This is a genomic window from Kitasatospora sp. NPDC036993 (genome assembly GCF_055607525.1).
In genome coordinates this window covers 1-17,957 of sequence record NZ_JBVJRP010000011.1, presented here as the reverse complement: position 1 = coordinate 17,957, position 17,957 = coordinate 1, and the positions used below count along the sequence as shown (strand labels likewise).

Sequence of the window (17,957 nt, the reverse complement as noted above, 5' to 3'; positions counted from 1 at the left end):
GATGGGAGCGAAGCGCCGGGAGGGAGGAGGGGGAGGGACGGGCCCCGTGAACCGGTGCCCGGGCCCGGCGCGCGGCGGAGCGGGCCGGGGGGCGCGTGGCCGGGCGCACGGTCCGTACGGGCGCCGGGTGTGCGCGGGATCGGGCGGGGGCTTCCTCGAATGCGGCCTCTGCGCTTCGCAAACCTGTCCGGCGCGAGCAGTTGGATCACGCGAACCACCCCGTGCCCCTTTCACCCCACGTGATCGGACGCACACTGTTGCAAACGCCGTCAACTGGGCATGAGGATGAGTGGTCAGCAACGAGGGGGCCACCCGACCGGCGGGGGATCCGGAGGCGGGGGCCCGGATTCCAGGGCGGGGGCATGTGTTGATGGACGGTCAGTCGCGATTCCCGCGGCAGCGGACGAGTTCCGGCGACGCCTACCGGTCCGGGCCGGTCAAAGGGCCGGCCGGTACCACCGGGACGGCCCTGCCGGGCGCGCCGGCTCCGGGTTGTGCCTTGCACCGGCGGCTGCACCTCACACTCGATCCGGCGGACCTGGCCGAGGTGGGCTCGGTCCGGCGGCGGCTGCGTTCGGCGCTGAGCCACTGGGGGGTGTCGGAGCTGTCCGACACCGCCGAGCTGCTCTCCTCCGAGCTGGTCACCAACGCGCTGCTGCACACCGGAAAGGGCGCCGTCTTCGACGCGGTGCTCGGCTCGGACCACCGGCTGCGCATCGAGGTGCAGGACGGCGCCAGCAGGCTGCCGGGGCGCCGCCGCGATCCGGCGGGCGAGTACGCGACCTCGGGGCGCGGCCTGCTGCTGGTGGAGGCGCTCGCGGACTCCTGGGGCGTGCAGCTGCGCGGCGAGGGCAAGGTCACCTGGTTCGAACTCGCCCTGCCCTGAGCCCGGTACCGCCGCGGGGCCGCCGCTCGGCACCGTCGCCAGGGCCGTAGGATTGTTCGCCGTCGATTGATTCGCTGTCGAAGGATGCCCTGAACAGAAGGCGGAACGGAAGATTTCCGGCCCGTTGCCATTGCCGCTCGGCCGAACATTGGCCAGGATGGTGGGAATGTGTGTCCACGTGCGGGAAGCAGCGGGGAGACCGAACCTCGACTGGCCACCGTTCGTCGCACCGTCCTATCCAGCACGACCCATCACACCGCCTCGCGGCCCGTCCGGACGGTCGGCGCGGTCCGCCACGGCAGCGGCAGGAGCAGCATGCCCACTGAGCCCGAGTCGCCGGGGCCGGCGCTTCCGCCCGGCGCGTCGCCCGCCGTCGAGCCGCGCACCGTGGATCCGCGAACCGCCCAGCCGAGAACCGCCCGACCGCGCACCGCCGGGCCGAGAACCGCCGAGCCGCGCGTCGCCGAGCAGCCGGGCGCCCTGGAGCCGCGGATCCAGGGGCAGCCCGCCGTCGGACCGACCACCTCGGGCACCGGCCGGGCCAGGCCGCCCGCCCAGTCCTCGCGCCGCGGCTCCCCGGTGCGCCCCTCGCCGAGCCTCGCCGCCGCCCGGCTGGCGCCCGTGCTGTCGGGCGGACTGCCGCCCTCCTCAGCGGACACCATGCCGGACTGGCTGGAGCCCGCGATGGCCGCCAACGGCATCGGCTCCTTCGACTGGGACATCCGCCGCGACGTCCTGGAGGGCGATCACCGGGCCTGCGCGATCATCGGGCTGGACGTCCTGAGCCAGGGCCGCTTCGACCGCACCGCCGCCTCCTTCCTGACCCTGCTGCACCCAGAGGACGCACCGGTGGTGCGCCGCCGGGTCGAGCGCGCGGTGGCCGAGCTGGGCCAGTGCGGCGCCTACTACCGCACCATCGGGGCGAGCGGCGCCATGCGCGCGGTGCGCTTCCGCGGCCGGGTGCTGGCCGACGCCTTCGGCCGGGCCTCCCGGATGGTCGGGTTCGTCTGGGACGCCACCGTCGAGCTGCACAAGCGGGACCACGCCGACCGGATGGCCATGCTGCGCGAGGAGCGCTCCCGGTTCATCAAGGAGGCGGCGCGCGCCCTCTCCGAAGCCGTCACCGTGCGTGACGTGGCCAGGGTGTTCACCGAGCTGCCGCTGCCCGGGCTGCCGCCGGACGGCCTGCTGCTGGCCTCCTTCGAGGCCGGACGGACGCAGATCCTGGGTGCCTCCGGCTACCGCACCGGCTCGCTGGCGGTCTGGGACCGCACCGTGCTGCCGTCCGGCCACCCGGCCGCCGAGGCGCTGCGGCACCGCACGCCGGTGTTCGTCTCGACCCGCGAGGAGTTCCGGGACGGCTATCCCGAGGTGTGGGAGCAGACCAGCCGCACCGGCCGGGGCTCGTGGGCGTACCTGCCGCTGGTGGCCAGCGGCAGGGCGATCGGCGTCTGTGTGGTCAGCTTCGACGACGAGCGCGAGCTGGACGCGGACGAGCGCACCCTGCTGTCCACGCTGGGCGGGCTGGTCGCCCAGTCGCTGGCCAGGGCCCGGCTGCACGACGCCGAGCACGAACTCGCGGCGAGCCTCCAGCGGGTGATGCTGCCGCGCACCGTCCCCTCCGTCCCGGGCGTGACCACCGCCGTGCGCTACCTCGCGGCCGGCTCCGGCCTCCAGATCGGCGGCGACTGGTACGACGTGGTGCCGCTGCCCGGCGGGCACGTCGGCCTGGTGATCGGCGACGTCCAGGGCCACGACGTGCACGCCGCCGGGATCATGGGCCAGCTGCGGATCGCGCTGCGCGCCTACGCGGCCGAGGGCCACCCGCCCGCCGCCGTGATGGCCCGCGCCTCCCGCTTCCTCGCCGACCTGGACACCGACCACTTCGCGACCTGCACCTACGCCGAGGTCAACGTGGACTACGGCGTGATCTACGCGGTCCGGGCCGGCCACCTCGACCCGGTGGTGCGCCGTGCGGACGGCACCGCCACCGTGGTGCCGGTGGCCGGCGGGCTGCCGCTGGGCATCTACCCGGACCAGGAGTACCGGGTCACCCGGTTCAGCCTGGACCCGGGCGAGACCGTGGTGCTCTGTACCGACGGCCTGGTCGAGGCGCGCGGCATGGACCTGGACGAGGGCATCGCCAGGCTCACCCGGACGCTCGCCCGCCCGCTGCCGGACGCGAAGGAGGCCGCCCGCGACCCGCTGGAGGAGCTGGCCGAACGGATCGCCTCCCAGGCCGCCGACTCCAGCGAGCGCGAGGACGACATAGCGCTGCTGCTCCTGCGCTGGGACGGCCCGGCCGGTGGGCTCGCCGCCCAGCAGCTGCGCCGCCGGATCGGCCAGGCCGACCTGGCGCGGGTCGCCGAGGTCAGGGCGGAGCTGCGCGACGCGCTGCGCCGCTGGGGCGTCGCCGAGTTCATCGACACCGCCGAGCTGCTCTCCTCCGAACTGGTCACCAACGCCATCCGGCACACCGACCGGGACGCCATGTTCACCGCCCGGCTCTACCGGGAGCCGGAGGCGGCCGGCGGCCGGGCCAGGCTACGGGTCGAGGTGGAGGACGAGTCGGACCTCTGGCCGACCCGCAGGACGCCGGGGGAGCAGGCCTCCTCCGGGCGCGGGCTGATGCTGGTCGAGGCGCTCGCGGACTCCTGGGGCGTGGAACCGCGCGGCTCCGGCAAGCGGATGTGGTTCGAACTCAGCGGGACGGGGACGGCGGCCTGAGGCGTGTAGGGCCCGGCAGCCCGAGCCCCGTCCCGAGTGCCCGGCCGGCCGCTGCGGGGTGTCGGGGCGGCGGGGCGCAGGCCGGGGGAGGGGATCAGCCGAACTGCTGCTCAAGGTCCTTCAGCTTGCGTTCCAGCGAGTCCAGCCGGGGCAGCGTGACGGTGTCCTCCTCCATGGTGAGGTCGATGGTGCGCCGCTCCGGACGGGCCGGCAGGCCGGTCTGGACGGCCGCGCCCTCGGCCGGTGCCACCCCGCGCGGCGCGGCGGGGCCTCCGGCCCCGGAACGCTCGCCGGGGACCCGTTCGGCGACCACCCGTTCGGCGGCGGCCCGCTCCGCCGGGCCCCGTTCCTTCCCGGTCCGCTCGACGCCGGTCCGCTCGGCCCCGGCGGCTATCGCGGACTCCGAGCCTGACCCGAGCTGCCGCGCCGATCCGCCGCCGCGCCGCCAGGCGCTGTGGGAGCGGTTGATCGCCCGGATCTCGGCCCGTTCACGGCGCCCGGCCAGCTTGCGGCGCTGCTTCTCGTCGATGCGCTCCCGCTTGTCCTCGCGGACCTCGTCCACCGCCTCGTCCAGGCTGCGGACGTTCTCCAGCAGCATCAGCGACCAGGCCGCGTAGGTCTCGCGCGGGGCGCGCAGCCAGCGGACGATGCGGATCTGCGGCAGCGGACGCGGCACCAGCCCCTGTTCGCGCAGCGCGGCCCGGCGGGTCTGCTTGAGCGCCCGGTCGAACAGGATGGCCGCCGAGAGGGACATGCCGGAGAAGAACTGCGGGGCGCCGGCGTGGGCCAGGCCGCGCGGGGCGTGCACCCAGTTGAACCAGGCCGAGGCGCCGGCGAAGAGCCAGACCAGCAGCCGGGAGCCGAGCGCCGCGTCGCCGTGGCTGGCCTCGCGGACGGCGAGCACCGAGCAGAACATCGCGGCGCCGTCGAGCCCGAACGGGACGAGGTACTCCCAGCCGCCGGAGAGGCCGAGGTTCTGCACGCCGAAGCCGACCAGGCCGTGGAAGGAGAGCGCGGCGGCGACGCCGGCGCAGCAGAACAACAGGGTGTAGGAGGCGCCGCCGTACAGGGATTCCTTGCGGCGGCGCCGTTCCTCGGAACGTTCCCAGGAATCCGGTCCTGCGGTGGAGGAGGCGGACCCCCGGCTGCGGAGCAGGGTCGGCAGAAGCGCGCTGACCAGCAGCCCCACGACCGCGGTGATCGCCCATCCGAGCGGTATGTCGGACAATTTCATCGCCGGAACCGGCCTCGCTCTCCTGCGTCGATTTCCTGCGTCGTGACGGCGGGGACCATCATGGCGGATTTCGGGCGGGCGAATGGCGGATTCGTCGCCAATGCGCTGAGGAGAGGGATTTCCGACCCGACTGAAATCGCATGGTCATAGGAATGAGCGGCGGGTTCTTCCCGGAATCACGGGCTTTTCGGACCTGAATTCGTACGGACTTTCGTCAACGTCGCGTGACGCGCGGGCAGCCTCCGCACATGTCCTCCGGGTCCGCGGTGTAGACGAGGCAGCAGCTGGCCCGGGAGCGGTCCGGGCTCGGCGCGCGGCCGTCCCCGGGCGCCGGGGGCGCGAAGCCGGCGCCCGGCGTGAAGGGGGCGGGGGCCGGAGCGGGGCGGGCGCCCGGCGCGGGCGCGGGGGCCGGGGCGAGCGGATCGCCGGGCGCCAGCAGCGCGGACAGTTCGGTGCGTGCCCGCTCCTGCTCCCCGAGCAGCCCGCCCGCGTACCAGAGCCCCTCCACCACGGCGTCGGTGGCCATCGCCCACAGCACCCGGGGTCCGCGCCGTGCCTCCGGGCCGAAGGCGGTGAGCACCGGGGCCAGGAACCCGCCCAGCGCCGAGCGCAGGGCGGCGGCCAGCGCCTCCTCGTCCGGTACCGGCCCGGCCGCCGCGGAGCCGGCCGCCGGGTCGTCCGGCAGACAGGCGAACTCCGTCGGGCGGACGGTCAGTTCGACCGCCTCCGGGCGCCGGCGCAGCGCGACGTCCCCGAGGGCGAGCAGCGGGACGCGGCGCTCCAGGAACCACGGCAGGGTGAACAGCAGCGAGACCGGCCAGACGAAGCGGTGCAGCCCGAAGCCGGCCGCGACGTCCGGGCGCAGCGGCTGCCCGTAGCGGGCGAGGCCCTGCCGGGCGTCGTGGGCGATCAGCTCGCGCACCGCCCCCGGGCGGGTGGCGAGGTCGGCGGCGGTCAGCCGGCCGCCGCCGCGTCCGGGTGGGGCGCAGCGCACCGTCAGGACGGGGGTGAGCCCGGCGAGTCGGCGGTACGAGGGGGCGCCCGGGGCGGTGGAGACCGGCGCGGGGACGGGGGTGCGCGCCCCGGTGGTGCGGGGGGAGCGCGGCGCGGGGCCGGGCCGGGTGCTGCTCGCGGTCATGGGCGGCCCCATCGGGTCGACCGGGGCGCCCATGGTCCGCCCGGCGGTGCGCGGCGGTGGTGGCGCGCCGGGCGCGGCCGGACCGGGGCATGGCGGTGCCCGGGTAACGGCAAGGCGACCCGGCCGGGGTACTGCTCCCCCCGGCCAGGTTAGCCTCACCTTAGCTGATCGCACCCCCGGTCTCGCTCGCGATGCGCCCGTCCGGGGGAGGCCCCGGCGCGCGGGTGGCGCTCAGCTGGCGCGCGAGCCAGACCGGCACCCCGCCCAGGGCGGCCACCAGTCGGGACGCCTCGGCCCGAAGCCGTGCGGCCTCGGGCGGCTCGGACACCTCGGCGAGCGCCGCGAGGGCCGGCGCCACCCCCACCGTGAAGCCGAGTTGCTCGCGCAGCCGCAGTGAGGCGTCGAAGCCCTCCCTGGCGTTCCCCCGGTCCCCTCGGGCGAGCGCCAGCGCGGCCAGGTGCCGCCAGGTGTACGAGCGCAGCAGTTCGTCCCCGCGCTCTCCGGCGCCCTCGTGCGCCCGGCGGTAGGCGATCCAGGCGGCGCCGCGGTCGCGCAGCAGGTTCTCGGCGACCAGCCCGCGCCGGAAGTCCAGCAGTGGGCGGCCCGGGGCGTCCGGCGGCAGCAGGGCCGAGGTGCGGCCCAGCGCGGCCTGTGCCTCGTCCAGCCGGTCCCGCGGGCCGAGCACGCTCGCCACGTACGCGAGGAAGCCGCGGGCGCAGGCGGCGGCCGCGCGCTGCTCGGTGCCGGAGGCCAGCGCCTCCGCCAGGCGCAGCGCCCCCTCCGCCTGGGTCCAGTTCGCGGCGGTGAAAAGGCACTGTTCGATGAGGAGTTCGGCCCGTCCGAGGGCCGCGTCCGGATCGTGCTCGGCGGTCGGTCGCAGCAGTTCGGCGGCCTCCTGCCAGCACGCCCTGGACCTCAGCCGCCACACGGTGTCCCCCGGCTCCTCCGCTGCCGCCCGCCCGTCCGGTGTGCCCGGGTCCCATCCGTGCTCCGACAACGCCACCTCCTTGTGTGCGCCATCCGGCATGGACGCGGACCTGCCCCTGAGGCCCTGCCGTCACGACCCGTACGCAGGACGACGGCAGGGCGAAAGGCCCGCGCTGTGGCGGCAATTCAACACGGGGGGGAGCTTGTGCACCAGATCACGAGCGAAGGTTGTTGCTTTCGCGGGAGAAATGATCTAGAGGGGCGCGAGAGGAGGACCCAGGGGCCGCGGGGGGAGCGGCCCGCTCGGTCAGGAGGTCCAGCCGGTCTCCATCAGGGCCTCGGCGGCGCCGTTCGCGGGCTGCGGCACACCCGCCAGGTCCAGGCTGAACAGGGCGACCAGCAGCTGTTCGCCGCGCACGGTGGCCTGGTGCGAATAACCCGCGAGGGTGAACATCGCGGCGGCCATCTCCTCGGCGTGCAGGGTCTGGAGCCAGAGGCACTCGACCGACTTCACGTCGGCGGGCTCGGTCCAGGTGTCCACCTGGGCGACCATCCGGCCGCCCAGCAGGGTGACCCCGTCGCGCTCCTGGGCCTCGGTCAGCTCCAGGTCGTCGAAGCCGAGCCACTCCAGGTAGCGGGCGGCGGTGAACACCGCGTCCTGCGAGGTGCGCACCGGGTGCGGGCGGAACGGCGCGCGGTGGCGGAACGGGCGGGGCCGGCCGGCGGACGGAGGCGCGGGCGGGACCGGGGCCGGGGCCGAGGTGTTCAGGGGGTGGGCCGGGTACGGGCGGGCGGGCTGCGGGCCGGGGGCGGCGAGCGGGGCGGCGGTGCCGGTGCCCAGGCGGGTGGTGCGGTCCACCGGCAGCCGGACGGTGGCGCCGCAGTTGCAGGTGAACTCGGGCTGCGGCCACTGGTCGGAGCGGCCGCAGTGCGGACAGCGCATGCTCAGCCAGGAGTCCTCCCAGGACCGGAAGCGCACCTGCACCGGCACCCCGCCCCGCAACAGCGGCACCTTGAGCGAGGCGCCGCAGGGACAGGGCAGGGAAGGCGGCTCGTAGAGGTGCTCCCGGCGGCAGGCCGGACAGCGGATCGCCCGGGCGCCACCGCCCGGCCCCGGCCGCGTGGGGTCGTGTCCGGTGAAGTCGTCGGGCAGTCCGGCCATCGCGGGCTCCGTCCGTCGGTGTCGGTGGGTGGGGCGATTCCCATGCTCCCCGAAATGTCCGGCGCGGGGCGCGGAATGAGGCAATCCTCAGGGACGGATCAGGGGCTCCTGACCACCCGGGTAGGGGCGGAATCCTTCCCGAGGGGGATGATCGGCGGGCCCGGCCGGGGTGTTCACCCGGCGGACCAGCGGGCCAGGTCGGCGGGGGTGTCGAGGTCGTCCGGGGCGGCGACGTCGGCGCACTCGACCAGGACGAGCTCCGCCGCGTGCGCCGCCAGCAGGGCGCGGGCCCCGGCGTCGCCCCGGGCGCCCGCCGCCGCCTCGGCGAAGTGCCGGGCGCCGATCAGCACCGGGTGTCCGCGCCGCCCGCCGTAGGCCGCCGCGGCCAGTTCGGCGCCCGCCCGGTGGGCGGCCAGCAGCCGGGCCACCGCGGCCGGGGTGACGCCGGGGGTGTCGACCAGCATCACCAGCACCGCCGGGGTGCGCGGCGCCAGCGCGACCAGGCCGGCCCGCAGCGAGGAGCCCATGCCCTGGGCCCAGTCCGGATTGCCGACCAGCCGGCAGCCCGGCAGGTGGGCGGTGGCCCGCACCCGCCCGGCCTGCGCGCCCAGCACCACCGTGACGTCCGCGCAGCCGCCGGCCCGGGCCACCGCCGCCGCGTGCTCCACCAGCGGGCGCCCCCCGTACCGGATCAGTGCCTTGGGCCGCCCGCCGAGGCGCCGCCCGCCCCCGGCGGCGAGGACCAGGGCGGCGGGCGGTCCGGCGGCCGGTCCGGAGGCCTGTCCGGAGGCCTGTCCGGAGGCAGGGGAGGCGGCTCGGGCGGCGGCCGGGCCTGGCTGGTCCGGTTCGGCGGGGATCGGTGCGGTCTCCATGGGGCCAGCCTGCCCGGTCGGGGCCGGGCCGCGCACCGTCCGACGTCGAGCCGCGGGTCCCGGCCGCCCGGCAGGAGCGGCCGGGAGCGGCCGGGAGCGGGGCGCGGAGCGGTGCCTGAGCCGGTGTGAGCGGGTGTGAGCTTCGACATGCTCCGGGACATCACGTGGCGTCGGCTTGACCTGCTCTCGGGGCGGCTGATCTGCTGGTTCGCCGTCAACCCGCCCCTGACTCCAGGAGTTCCCCGTGGCCGCCCGCCGCACCACACTGTCCGCCGCAACCGTGTTCCTGATATGCGCGCTCGCGCTGGTCGGCTGGCTGCTCGGCGGCCGCGACCACAAGTCGACCGACCCCAAGCCCGGCGGCGGCACCGCCGCCCCGGCCGGGGGCACCAGCCCGCTCCAGAACCCGGACGGCACCAAGCCGGGCCTGGCCCCGCTGGCCACCCCCGAGGAGCAGAAGGCCGGCCGGGACGTCATCGCGAAGGTCGCCACCGCCGCCGTCGGCACCAAGGACGGCTACGACCGCAACGAGTTCGGCCCCGCCTGGACGGACAACGTCGACGGCGTCCCGTTCGGCGGCAACAAGTGCGACACCCGCAACGACCTGCTCGCCAGGGACGGCACGGCCGTCGAGCACAAGGACGGCTCGGACTGCACCGTCACCGCGATGACCATCTGGGACCCGTACACCGGCAAGTCCGTCCAGTGGACCAAGCAGCAGGCGAGCAAGATCCAGATCGACCACGTGATGCCGCTCTCCTACGACTGGCAGATGGGCGCCAGCAAGTGGGAGAAGGCCAAGCGCGTCCAGATCGCCAACGACCCGCTCAACCTGATCCCCGCCGACGGCTCGCAGAACGCCTCCAAGGGCGACTCGGGCCCGGCCACCTGGCTGCCCGCCAACACCGAGATCCGCTGCTCCTACGCGGTGCGCTTCGCCCAGGTCTCGCTGAAGTACCAGCTGCCCGTCACCGAGGCCGACAAGAAGGCCATGCTCCAGCAGTGCGGCGGCTGACGAATCGTCAACTCCGCTCCGCGAGGAGTGGATGCGGTGTGCTCCGTGCGGAGGGCGGGTGGTATTCGTGGGTGGTGGCCCCGATGATCTCCCGCCCTTCCCGCTCTCCCCGGCCGGCCAGGCCGCCTCGCCCCCGCCGGTCGAGGAGGCCGACGGGACGCGTCCTGCCCGCCCTCGCCGCCGCCCTCGCCCTCGCCCTGCCGAGCGGCTGCACGGGCGGCGGCCCGGCCGCCCGGCCGCCGCTGGACGAGCGGGTCGCCGCCACCGCGGCCCCGGCCCTGCGCGCGCTCTACGACCAGCGGATCGACTGGCGGCCCTGCCCCGACGAGGGCGGCGCCGACCCGGACCAGACCGTGGTGCAGTGTGCCGGCCTCAAGGTCCCGCTGGACTACGCCGACCCGGGCGGCCGCACCGTCGACGTCGCCCTCGCCCGGGTGCCCGCCGCCGACCCGCAGCTGCGGATGGGCGCCCTGCTGCTCAACCCGGGCGGCCCCGGCAACTCCGGTGTCGGCATGGTCAGGTGGGGCTGGCAGAGCTACCAGGGGCCGCTGCACGAGCGGTTCGACCTGGTCGGCTTCGACCCGCGCGGCGCCGGGGACACCACCCCCGTCCACTGCCTGGACGACCGCACCCGCGACGAGTGGGACGCCACCGACGACCCCGGCTACGACCGCGGCAGCACCCTCGCCGAGGCCTGCCGGGCCCGGCACGCCGACCTGCTCCCGCACCTCGGCACCCGCGACACCGCCCGCGACCTCGACGTGCTGCGCGGCGCCCTCGGCGAGCGCAGGCTGGACTTCCTCGGCTTCTCCTACGGCACCCACCTCGGCGCGCGCTACGCCGAGGAGTTCCCCGAGCGCACCGGCCGGCTCGTCCTCGACGGCGCCGTCGACCACGGCGCCGCCGTGGCCGGGCTCGGCGTCGAACAGGCCGCCGCCGCCGAAGCGGGACTCCGGGACTTCGCCGCCGACTGCGCCACCGACGGCGAGGGCACCTGCCCGCTCGGCACCGACCCGGCCGCCGCCCCGCAGCGCCTCGCCCGCTTCCTCGACGGCCTGCGCGACCACCCGCTGCGCGCCGCCGACGGCCGCGCCCTCACCGCCGCGCTCGGCTGGGACGCCGTCCTGGACGTGCTCGCCAACGGCCACCGCTCCTGGCCCCGGCTGCGCGAGGCCCTCGAACCGGCCGTCGCCCGCGGCGAGGCCGAGGACCTGCTGGCCCTCGCCGACGGTGCCGACGGCCGCGGCGAGGACGGCAGCTACCGGACCCCCGCCGACGCCTACGCCGCCGTCTCCTGCGCGGACGGCCCGCCGCCGCCCACCGAGCCGGAACTGCGGACGGCCCTCGCCGAACTCGCCGCCCGCGCCCCGCTGGTCAGCGGACACGACCCGGTGGGCACCCTGCTCGACCCGGACTGCCGCCGCTGGCCGTACCGCTCGCCGGAGCAGCCGCAGCCGATCCGGGCGCCGGGCAGCGCGCCGCTCCTGGTGATCGGCTCCACCGGCGACCCGGTCACCCCGTACGCCTGGGCGCAGCGGCTGGCCGGCGGGCTGGAGCACGGGGTGCTGCTCACCCGGGAGGGCGACGGGCACACCGCGTACGACAAGAGCGGCTGCGTCCGGGACGCGGTGGCCGCCTACCTGGTGGACGGGCGGCTCCCGGCGGCCGGGGCGCGCTGCCCGTCCGACTGAGCGGGGCGGGGTACGGACGAGGGGGCCGGGTACGGACGAGGGGGCGTGCCGCGCGAACGCGGCACGCCCCCTTCGGGGTCGCGGTCAGGAGGTGGGGGCCGTCAGATCGTAGAAGCTGGTGGAGCCGATCGTCTTCGCGGTGAAGTGGGCGGCCACCCAGGACTCGATCTGCGCGGACTCGCTGCCCTGCCTGCCGTCGCCGCCGCGGCTCTCCCCGCTGCTCGAGCCACTGTTCGAGCCACCGTTCGGGGCGCCGCCGAAGCCGCGGTTGCCGCCGCCGATGAACCAGTGCACCTTGCCCTCCTCGACGTACTTCCGGAAGCCGTCCAGGGTCAGCGAGGGGTCGGTCCCGTTGAAGCCGCCGAGGGCCATCACCGGTTCACCGGTGGCGAGTTGGTAGCCGGCGGCGGTCTGCGCGCCGATCGCGGCGGCCGCCCAGGTGTAGTGGCCGGCGTTCTCCTTCAGCAGGGAGGCGACCTCGTCGGTCACCCGGGGGCCGTCGAGCAGGCCGCCCATGCCGCCGGGGGGCGGGCCGCCGTCCGTGCCCTGGGGGGCCTGCCCGCCGGAGTCGTTGCCCGTGCCGTCGCCCGTGCCGTCGCCGGGGAAGGCCTGGCCACCGTCCTGGCCGCCGGGGAAGCCCTGGCCACCCTGGAAGCCCTGCGCGCCGGGGAAGCCCTGCCTGCCGCTCTGGGCGCTCTTGCCGCCCTGGCCGCCGGCCCAGTGCCCGTTGCCGTTGTTGCGCCCGGCGCCCGGCAGGCCCTGGCCGCCCTTGTGCCCCGCGCCGCCCGGCCCGAACGCCCCCTGCACGCCGGGCCCGGCGGTCACGATCGAGCCGGTGTGCGGGGTGTTCACGGTGTCCACCGCGTACGCCGCGGGACCGCCGAGTGCCGCCGCCAGGCCCACCAGGCCCGCCACCGAGGCGATCCGCGCGCCGGTCCGGCCGGAGGCCCGGCCGAGGAACGGCCCGGCCGCCAGCACGGCCGCCGCCGCGAGCCCGCCGGCCAGCACGGCCCAGCGCAGCCACGGCACGAAGCCCGAACTGCGGCCGAGCAGCACGAACGCCCAGACCGCCGTCACCGCGAGCGTCCCGGCCAGCACCGGCGCCCAGGGCAGCCGATGGCGGGCCCGCCACAGCCCGTCCACGCCCATGCCGACCAGCGCCGCGACGGCCGGGGCCAGCGCCACCGTGTAGTACTGGTGGAAGATCCCGGACATGAAGCTGAAGATCAGCCCGGTGGAGAGCAGCCAGCCGCCCCAGACCAGGAACGCCGTGCGGGCGGTGTCGGTGCGGGCGTGGCGGCGGGTCGCCCAGAGGCCGACCAGCAGCAGGATCAGCGCGGCCGGCAGCAGCCAGGCGATCTGCCCGCCGATGTCGGTGCCGAACATCCGGGTCAGCCCGGTCGTGCCCCAGCCGCGGCCGCCGCCGGGCATCGCGCCGCCCGGGGCGTCCAGCCCGGCCGGCATCCGGCCGCCGCCCACGCTGCCGGTCTCGTCGCCGTTGATCCGGCCGAGGCCGTTGTAGCCGAAGGTGAGCGACAGGAAGCTGTTGTCCTGCGAGCCGCCGACGTACGGGCGGGCCGAGGCGGGCAGCAGCTCGACGACCGCCACCCACCAGCCGCCGGCCACGACCATCGCCGCGCCCGCGAGCAGCAGCTGCCGCACCCGCCGCCACAGGCCGGTGGGCGCGGCGACCAGGTAGATCACCGCGAAGGCGGGCAGCACCAGGAAGGCCTGGAGGGTCTTGGTGAGGAAGGCGAGGCCGAACATCACCCCGGTGAACACCAGCCACCGGGTGCCCGCCGCCTCGACCGCCCGCACCAGCCCGTACGCGGCCAGGGTCAGCAGCAGCACCAGCAGCGCGTCCGGGTTGTTGAAGCGGAACATCAGCGCCGCGACCGGGGTGAGCGCCAGCGCGGCGCCCGCCAGCAGGCCGCCGAGCGGGGAGAAGCGGCGGCGCACCGTCGCGTACAGCACGCCGACGGTGGCCGCGCCCATCAGCGCCTGCGGGGCCAGCACCGACCAGGAGGAGAGGCCGAAGATCCGTACCGAGAGCGCCATCGGCCACAGGGCGGCCGGGGGCTTGTCGACGGTGATGAAGTTCGCGGCGTCCGAGGAGCCGAAGAAGAAGGCCTTCCAGCTCCGGGAGCCGGCCTGGACGGCGGCGGAGTAGAAGGAGTTGGCCCAGCCGGAGGCGCTCAGGCCCCACAGGTAGAGGACGGCGGTCGTGGCCAGCAGGGCCAGCAGGGCCGGGCGCACCCAGCGGGGGTCGTCCGGGCGCCCGCGCCAGGTGCGGGCCGGGAGGGTGCGCAGCCGGCCGGACCAGGAGGCCGGTCCCTTGGGTCCGGCGGGCGGCGGGGCCTGCTCGGGGAAGAGCGGCGCCGGGGCCGGCCGGCCCCGCTCCGGTCGTGGCACCTCCGGCGGCGGGTAGTTCGCGGCCTCGGGCCACGGTTCGCCGGCCGGAGGGGAGTAGCTGCTCGTGGTCATGCGCCACACGGTGGGTGGCGCGGCTGAGAGAACCGTGAGACGGGGCTGTGAGCCGGGTGTGATCTGCCGGGTGTCACACGGACGGCGGCATGGTGATCTGCTTGCCCAGCCATTCCAGCGCCGGGGGGATCTCCCTGGTCCAGGTGTGGAAGTTGTGGCCGGCGGTGTCCAGGGTGATGGTGGACATCCTGGTGGGGGCCTTGAAGGCGGCGACCATGGCCTTGGTCTCGTCGTAGTTGTTCTCGTCGTGCGCGGTGGTCAGCAGCAGCGAGACGGGGGCCGCCGGCTGGTTCTTCAGTCGCCACAGCAGGTCGTTCTCCTGCTTCAGCCGGGCGTTGCCGCCGAACAGGTCGCCGGTGGTCACGTCCTGCGCCGCGTTGTAGTAGCCGGAGAGGGCGACCGCCGCGCGGTAGGAGTCGGGCTTGCGCAGCGCGAACTTGAGCGCGCAGTAGCCGCCGGTGGAGTTGCCGATCACCGCGCGGTTGGCCGGGTCGGTGCCGATCCGGTAAGTGGTGGCGAGGGCCTTGGGCAGGTCGCTGGTGAAGAAGGTCTCCACCTGGGGGCCGTTCGGCACGTCCACGCACTCGGTGTCCCGGTCGTTGACCAGGGTGGGGCGGGTCATCACCAGGACGGTCGGCGGCAGCTTCTTCTGCTCGATCGCGTCCAGCGTGGACGCCGGGTACTGCATCAGCGAGATCAGCTTCTCCGGGGTGCCCGGGTAGCCGGTGAGCACCAGGGCCATCGGGAAGCGCTGCCTGGCGTAGTCCGGCTGGAAGTACTGCGGCGGCAGGTAGACGTACGCCTCGGTGGTCAGGCCGCTGCCGGCTCCTTTGACGTCGACCTTCTGGATCAGGCCGGAGCGCTCCGGGTCGGAGCCCTGGGAGGAGTAGAACTTCTGCTCGCCGGTGACGGACACCCCGGAGGCGTTGGGCTGGTGGTCGACCACGGTGCCGAGCCCGCCGCTGGTGCCGAGCAGGTCGGTCCAGGAGCTGTAGAAGCCGAAGTAGCTGTTGGCGATCAGGCCCATCGCGGCGAGCACCGAGAGCTGGGTGGCCAGGAAGGCGCCGATCCGGCCCAGCCAGGACTTCCAGCCCTTCCCGCCGAACCGCGGCCAGAGCCACATGGTGGCGGCGAAGACGGCGATCGCGAGGACCGAGGTGATGATCTGGAGGGGGAGTCCGGTGAGACTGAGCACGGGCCTGATCGTAGTTGACCTTCGGGGGCGCTCCTGAGGGCCCCTGGGGGGTGACCGCCGGGTATCGGGTTGACGGTGCCGTCCGTGCTCGGGACCATGTGACGCCGCGTGTGTGCGCGGTGGGCGCGCAGTCCGCATTCCGGGGGTGGGGCATGAGGTTCACGGGGTCCGACGGGTTCGTCGGGAAGGCCGGTCTGGCCGTCGGTTCGGCGCTGGTGCTGGCGGCCTGTTCCGGTGGCGGGGGCGGTGGTTCGGCGGGCGGCTCGTCCGTGCCGGGGACGCCGGTCTCGGTGCGGACGTCCGCGACGCCGAGCCCGACGCCGACGCCCACCCGGGCGCCGTACGGCCCGGTGCTCAGCGCGAACGTCGACCCGGTCACCACCGCGCTCGCCCAGGTGGCGGGCGCCAAGAGCCTGACCGACCTGGACACCGTGCTCGGCGGCATCGCGACCAGCGCGCAGGGCGCCGCCAAGGCGCTGGGCAAGGCGGACGAGCCGCCCGCGGCCTCGGCGGCGCAGACCGAGCTGGTGGCCGCGCTGACCTCGCTCGCCGCCGACGCGGGCAAGGTCCGCAGCGGCATCAAGTTCCACGAGGTCTGCGCGCTGAGCTCGGCCGAGGCCGAACTGGGCGCCTCCCAGGGGCTGTCGGCGGTGTCGGCGGCCCTCACCAAGATGACCACGGCCGGCTACCAGACCACCTTCGCCGCCCCGCAGCTGCCCCAGCAGCAGAACCGCTCGCTGGACAACGGCAGCATGGTCCGCAAGGGGAAGCTGCGCGGCGAGGGCGTGTTCAAGGTCGACAACGGCGGCAAGGCGGACGCGGTGGTGTCGCTCGCGCTGAACGGCAAGGCGGTGCACTCGGTGTTCGTCGCCAAGGGGCAGAAGGCCGATGTCGAGGGCGTGGAGGACGGGACGTACGAGGTCTTCGTCTCCGGGGGCGCGGACTGGGACTCCGAGGCCAAGGGCTTCACCAAGGACTGCCACTTCACCAAGTTCGAGGACACCTTCGCGTTCGAGACCGGCAGGACGGCGACCTCCTGGGAGATCACCCTCCAGCCGGTGGCCGACGGGAACGCCAAGACCAACGACGTGGACCCGAACACCTTCCCGCAGCCGTAGCGTCCGGCGGCCCCGTGGGCGGGTTCCACGGGCGGTCCCGCGGGCGGGCACGGCCGGCACCGCGGAGTGCCACCGCGCCCGCCCGTAACGGGCATACCGGGACAGGTGGTTGCCGCCGGACGGCACGGCGGCCGACCGGTGGTGGCGAGTTCGGTCACAATGGTTGACCCCTTTGAAGTGGTCATGGCACTTTCGTGCGGCGCGGGCGTCGACGACCAGTCGTACACCCCGCGATCCCCCACAAGGAGAGCCATGTTCAAGAGACTTGTCGCGGTGGCCGGTACGAGTGCCGTCGTCGCGGGCGGGCTGGCCTTCGCCGCCGCTCCCGCGCAGGCCGTCCAGGCGGCGGACCTGAACGCCACCATCGCCCTGAGCAACTGCTCGGCCTCGCTGGTCCGTTACCCCGCCTCGGTGGCCGGGGACCGGGCGCTGATGCTCACCAACGGGCACTGCCTGCCGACCATGCCCCCGGCCGGCCAGGTCATCCAGAACGCCAGTGCCAGCCGCAGCGGCACCCTGCTGAACGGCGCGGGCACCGGCCTGGGCACCGTCCAGGCCGACAAGCTGCTCTACGCCACCATGACCGGCACCGACGTCGCGCTCTACCAGCTCACCGACACCTACGGGTCGATCAGTTCCAAGTACGGCGTCACCGCGCTGACCATCAGCGACACCCACCCGGCCGACGGCGCGGCGATGTACATACCCTCGTCGTACTGGAAGCAGGTCTGGAACTGCTCCGTCAACGGCTTCGTGCCGACCCTGCGCGAGGACGAGTGGACCTGGCACGACTCGCTGCGCTACAGCTCCGGCTGCAACACCACGCACGGCACCTCCGGCTCGCCGATCGTCGACTCCGCCAGCGGGCGGATCGTCGGCATCAACAACACCGGCAACGACGACGGCGCCATGTGCACCCTCAACAACCCGTGCGAGGTGGCCGCCGACGGCACCACCAAGGCCTACAAGGGCCAGAGTTACGGTGAGGAGACGTACTGGTTCACCACCTGCCTGAACTCCAGCCGGGCGATCGACCTCAACGTGTCCGGCTGCCTGCTGACCAAGCCGGCCGGCAGCGGCACCGTCTCGGTGACCAACCCGGGCAACCAGTCCACCGCCGTCGGCGGCGCGGTCAACCTCCAGATCAACGCGTCCGGTGGCACCGCCCCGCTGTCCTACACGGCCACCGGGCTGCCCGCCGGGCTGTCGATCAACGCCTCCACCGGCGTCATCGCCGGCACCGTCTCCGCCGCGGGCAGCTCCAACGTGACCGTCACCGTGACGGACGCCGCGGGCAAGTCGGCCTCCACCACGTTCGCCTGGGCCGTCTCGACCGGTGGCGGCGGCTGCACGCCGGCGCAGCTGCTGGGCAACGCGGGCTTCGAGTCGGGCACGGCCTCGCCGTGGACGACTTCCAGCGGTGTGGTGGACAACAGCACCTCGCAGGCGGCGCACGGTGGTTCGTGGAAGGCGTGGCTGAACGGCTACGGTTCCACGCACTCGGACTC

General features: G+C 75.0%; 13 protein-coding genes. 6 read left to right on the top strand and 7 right to left on the bottom strand.

Going from position 1 to position 17,957, the window contains the following annotated elements; translation table 11 throughout:
• Nucleotides 1-499: 499 nt before the first annotated feature.
• Together ACZ7C5_RS23635 and ACZ7C5_RS23630 are read left to right on the top strand one after the other, a co-directional pair.
• A complete protein-coding gene (locus ACZ7C5_RS23635; RefSeq protein ID WP_401079435.1) occupies nucleotides 500-886 on the top strand; it encodes an ATP-binding protein in 387 nt (128 codons plus the stop codon).
• Between the two features lie 315 nt (nucleotides 887-1,201).
• Nucleotides 1,202-3,613, top strand: a complete 2,412-nt coding sequence (locus ACZ7C5_RS23630; protein WP_470323418.1) for a SpoIIE family protein phosphatase — start codon at nucleotides 1,202-1,204, stop codon at nucleotides 3,611-3,613.
• 94 nt (nucleotides 3,614-3,707) lie between these two features.
• On the opposite strand, the gene ACZ7C5_RS23625 is transcribed toward ACZ7C5_RS23630, so the two are convergent.
• The 5 genes from ACZ7C5_RS23625 to ACZ7C5_RS23605 form a co-directional block, all read right to left on the bottom strand.
• Complete coding sequence (locus ACZ7C5_RS23625; protein ID WP_470323417.1) at nucleotides 3,708-4,847, bottom strand: DUF2637 domain-containing protein; 1,140 nt, start codon at nucleotides 4,845-4,847, stop codon at nucleotides 3,708-3,710.
• A 214-nt stretch (nucleotides 4,848-5,061) separates the two neighbouring features.
• The gene (locus tag ACZ7C5_RS23620) at nucleotides 5,062-5,985 is read right to left on the bottom strand and encodes a (2Fe-2S)-binding protein (protein ID WP_401079441.1); all 924 of its coding nucleotides are present in this window, start codon (nucleotides 5,983-5,985) and stop codon (nucleotides 5,062-5,064) included.
• Between the two features lie 160 nt (nucleotides 5,986-6,145).
• Entirely contained in the window at nucleotides 6,146-7,012 is an 867-nt protein-coding gene (locus ACZ7C5_RS23615) for a hypothetical protein (protein ID WP_401079443.1), read from the bottom strand.
• Between the two features lie 207 nt (nucleotides 7,013-7,219).
• Nucleotides 7,220-8,074, bottom strand: coding sequence for a hypothetical protein (locus ACZ7C5_RS23610; protein WP_470323416.1), 855 nt, complete (start codon nucleotides 8,072-8,074; stop codon nucleotides 7,220-7,222).
• A gap of 173 nt (nucleotides 8,075-8,247) precedes the next feature.
• Entirely contained in the window at nucleotides 8,248-8,820 is a 573-nt protein-coding gene (locus ACZ7C5_RS23605; protein WP_470323488.1) for a nucleotidyltransferase family protein, read from the bottom strand.
• A gap of 370 nt (nucleotides 8,821-9,190) precedes the next feature.
• Here ACZ7C5_RS23605 and ACZ7C5_RS23600 point away from each other — a divergent pair, with 370 nt between their 5' ends.
• Together ACZ7C5_RS23600 and ACZ7C5_RS23595 are read left to right on the top strand one after the other, a co-directional pair.
• Complete coding sequence (locus ACZ7C5_RS23600; protein ID WP_401079447.1) at nucleotides 9,191-9,961, top strand: HNH endonuclease family protein; 771 nt, start codon at nucleotides 9,191-9,193, stop codon at nucleotides 9,959-9,961.
• Nucleotides 9,962-10,044: 83 nt separating this feature from the next.
• On the top strand, nucleotides 10,045-11,652 hold the full coding sequence (locus ACZ7C5_RS23595; protein ID WP_470323415.1) for an alpha/beta hydrolase: 1,608 nt from the start codon (nucleotides 10,045-10,047) through the stop codon (nucleotides 11,650-11,652).
• An 84-nt stretch (nucleotides 11,653-11,736) separates the two neighbouring features.
• Here the strand turns inward: ACZ7C5_RS23595 and ACZ7C5_RS23590 are convergent, their stop codons facing one another.
• On the bottom strand, nucleotides 11,737-14,136 hold the full coding sequence (locus tag ACZ7C5_RS23590; RefSeq protein WP_470323414.1) for a glycosyltransferase family 39 protein: 2,400 nt from the start codon (nucleotides 14,134-14,136) through the stop codon (nucleotides 11,737-11,739).
• Nucleotides 14,137-14,209: 73 nt separating this feature from the next.
• Nucleotides 14,210-15,331: an alpha/beta hydrolase gene (locus ACZ7C5_RS23585; protein WP_470323413.1), complete on the bottom strand. Its 1,122-nt coding sequence runs from the start codon at nucleotides 15,329-15,331 to the stop codon at nucleotides 14,210-14,212.
• Nucleotides 15,332-15,483: 152 nt separating this feature from the next.
• Here ACZ7C5_RS23585 and ACZ7C5_RS23580 point away from each other — a divergent pair, with 152 nt between their 5' ends.
• Complete coding sequence (locus tag ACZ7C5_RS23580; protein ID WP_470323412.1) at nucleotides 15,484-16,449, top strand: hypothetical protein; 966 nt, start codon at nucleotides 15,484-15,486, stop codon at nucleotides 16,447-16,449.
• Between the two features lie 252 nt (nucleotides 16,450-16,701).
• A partial coding sequence (locus ACZ7C5_RS23575; RefSeq protein WP_470323411.1) for a putative Ig domain-containing protein occupies nucleotides 16,702-17,957 on the top strand: 1,256 nt, incomplete at its 3' end.

What these genes read in the sequence shown, in the direction of transcription:
- ACZ7C5_RS23630 (WP_470323418.1), top strand. Translation starts at nt 1,202, where the DNA reads ATGCCCACTGAGCCCGAGTCGCCGGGGCCGGCGCTTCCGCCCGGCGCG.
- ACZ7C5_RS23625 (WP_470323417.1), bottom strand. Translation starts at nt 4,847, where the DNA reads ATGAAATTGTCCGACATACCGCTCGGATGGGCGATCACCGCGGTCGTG.
- ACZ7C5_RS23620 (WP_401079441.1), bottom strand. Translation starts at nt 5,985, where the DNA reads ATGACCGCGAGCAGCACCCGGCCCGGCCCCGCGCCGCGCTCCCCCCGC.
- ACZ7C5_RS23615 (WP_401079443.1), bottom strand. Translation starts at nt 7,012, where the DNA reads ATGCCGGATGGCGCACACAAGGAGGTGGCGTTGTCGGAGCACGGATGG.
- ACZ7C5_RS23610 (WP_470323416.1), bottom strand. Translation starts at nt 8,074, where the DNA reads ATGGCCGGACTGCCCGACGACTTCACCGGACACGACCCCACGCGGCCG.
- ACZ7C5_RS23595 (WP_470323415.1), top strand. Translation starts at nt 10,045, where the DNA reads ATGATCTCCCGCCCTTCCCGCTCTCCCCGGCCGGCCAGGCCGCCTCGC.
- ACZ7C5_RS23590 (WP_470323414.1), bottom strand. Translation starts at nt 14,136, where the DNA reads ATGACCACGAGCAGCTACTCCCCTCCGGCCGGCGAACCGTGGCCCGAG.
- ACZ7C5_RS23580 (WP_470323412.1), top strand. Translation starts at nt 15,484, where the DNA reads ATGAGGTTCACGGGGTCCGACGGGTTCGTCGGGAAGGCCGGTCTGGCC.